General features: G+C 67.3%; 2 protein-coding genes and 1 pseudogene. All 3 read left to right on the top strand.

The features are described from left to right. Positions 1-110 (top strand): annotated as a pseudogene (locus AC1DOC_RS30255) (D-alanine--D-alanine ligase); the annotation flags it as partial. 2 nt (positions 111-112) lie between these two features. Beyond that, the gene (locus AC1DOC_RS30250) at positions 113-901 is read left to right on the top strand and encodes a cell division protein FtsQ/DivIB (RefSeq protein ID WP_012746072.1); all 789 of its coding nucleotides are present in this window, start codon (positions 113-115) and stop codon (positions 899-901) included. Between the two features lie 23 nt (positions 902-924). Next, on the top strand, positions 925-2,154 hold the full coding sequence (ftsA, locus tag AC1DOC_RS30245; protein WP_007832444.1) for a cell division protein FtsA: 1,230 nt from the start codon (positions 925-927) through the stop codon (positions 2,152-2,154). The last annotated feature ends 91 nt before the right edge of the window (positions 2,155-2,245 follow it).

The raw sequence follows: 2,245 nt of genomic DNA, 5'->3' as shown, positions 1-2,245 counted from the left end.
GCCATTCGCTGGTGCCCATGTCGGCGCGCGCATCGGGCATTGCCTACGAAGACCTGTGCCTGCGCGTGCTGGCCTCGGCTTCGCTGGATGCCGCGGGGGGAGCGCAATAGCCATGGCCGACAGCATTCCCGTGCCCTTCGACGTCAAGCTCATGAACATCGTCTCGAACCTGGCGTTCGTGGTGGTGGCGCTCATGCTGCTGGCGGCAGGCGCATGGTGGGTGCTGCGCCAGCCGTTCTTTCCCATCGGCGGCATCAAGGTCGACGGCGACGTGACGCACAACAACGCCGTGACGCTGCGCGCCAACGTCGCGCCGCAGCTCGCGGGCAACTTCTTCACGGTCGACCTGGCGCGTGCGCGGACGGCCTTCGAGTCGGTGCCGTGGGTGCGCAAGGCGGTGGTGCGGCGCGAGTTCCCGAACAAGCTGCGCGTGACGCTGACCGAGCAGGTGCCGGTGGCCAACTGGGGCGACGAGGCCGGCTCGAAGCTGATCAACGGCTTCGGCGAGGTGTTCGAAGCCAACGTGGCCGAGGTCGACGACCGGCTGCCGCGGCTCGACGGTCCGATCGAGCAGGCCGGGCAGGTGCTTGGCATGTACCGCGTGATTGCGCCGCTGTTCCCGCCCTACGACTTCAGCGTGGAAGAACTCACGCTGTCGAGCCGGGGCAGCTGGAAGGCGGTGCTGGACACCGGCGCCGAGATCGAGCTGGGCCGCGGCCAGGCCGAGGAAGTGACGGCCCGCACCCAGCGTTTCCTGAAGACCGTGACCCAGGTCGCGGGCCAATACCGTCGCACCGCGGCGGACGTCGAGGGGGCCGACCTGCGGCACAACGACGCCTATGCGCTGCGTCTTCGCGGCGTCACCACGGTCGTTGCCGACCCCAAGACCAAGAAGAAATAGATAGCGAATACCGAGGACATTCAATGCCCAAAGAATACAAAGACCTGGTTGTCGGACTCGACATCGGAACCGCCAAGGTGATGGTGGTCGTCGCCGAGGTGCTGCCCGGCGGCGAACTCAAGCTCGCGGGGCTCGGCATCGCGCCGAGCAACGGCCTCAAGCGCGGCGTGGTGGTGAACATCGACGCCACGGTGCAGAGCATCCAGCAGGCCTTGAAGGAGGCCGAGCTGATGGCCGACTGCAAGATCAGCCGCGTCTACACCGGCATCACCGGCAGCCACATCCGCGGCATCAATTCGAGCGGCATGGTGGCGGTGAAGGACAAGGAAGTCACGCCCGCCGACGTGGCCCGCGTGGTGGAGACCGCGCGCGCCATCAACATCTCGAGCGACCAGCGCCTGTTGCTGGTGGAGCCGCAGGAGTTCGTGATCGACGGCCAGGACGTGAAGGAGCCGATCGGCATGAGCGGCATGCGGCTGGAGGCCAAGGTGCACATCGTGACCGGCGCCCAGAGCGCGGCCGAGAACATCATCAAGTGCGTGCGCCGCTGCGGCCTCGAAGTTGACCAGCTGATGCTCAACCCGCTGGCCTCGAGCCAGGCGGTGCTGACCGAGGACGAGCGCGAGCTCGGCGTGGTGCTGGTGGACATCGGCGCGGGCACCACCGACGTGGCCATCTTCACCAACGGCGCGATCCGCCACACGGCGGTGATCCCGATCGCGGGCGACCTCATCACCAGCGACATCGCGATGGCGCTGCGCACGCCCACCAAGGACGCCGAAGACATCAAGGTCGAGAACGGCTACGCCAAGCAGCTCCTGGCCGATCCCGACACGCAGGTGGAAGTGCCCGGCCTGGGCGACCGCGGCCCGCGCATGCTGAGCAAGCAGGCGCTGGCCGGCGTGATCGAGCCGCGCATCGAGGAGATCTTCTCGCTGGTGCAGCAGGTGGTGCGCGAGTCGGGCTACGAAGAAGTGCTCTCTTCGGGCGTGGTGCTCACGGGCGGCAGCGCCGTGATGCCCGGCATGGTCGAGCTCGGCGAGGACATCTTCCTGAAGCCGGTGCGCCGCGGCATTCCGAAGTATTCGAGCGCGCTCTCCGACATGGTGGCGCAGCCGCGCGCGGCCACCGTGATGGGCCTGCTCGAGGAAGCGCGCTTCGCACGCATGCGCGGCTTCAAGGTGGCGCAGAAGAACGGGTCCGTAAAGACTGCGTTCGGACGTTTCAAGGACTTCATCGTGGGGAACTTCTGACCATGAACCACTCCCCACTCTGGCTCGCACGCGGCGGTCCGCCCTTGCATTTCAACGAGCGATGGCGGCGCACGGGTCCACCGCCGCGACG

Source organism: Variovorax sp. 01T439_2 (assembly GCF_056398445.1).
Note: the sequence above shows the minus strand (reverse complement) of the source record. Positions and strands in the feature narration are given on the sequence as shown.

What these genes read in the sequence shown, in the direction of transcription:
- AC1DOC_RS30250 (WP_012746072.1), top strand. Translation starts at nt 113, where the DNA reads ATGGCCGACAGCATTCCCGTGCCCTTCGACGTCAAGCTCATGAACATC.
- ftsA (WP_007832444.1), top strand. Translation starts at nt 925, where the DNA reads ATGCCCAAAGAATACAAAGACCTGGTTGTCGGACTCGACATCGGAACC.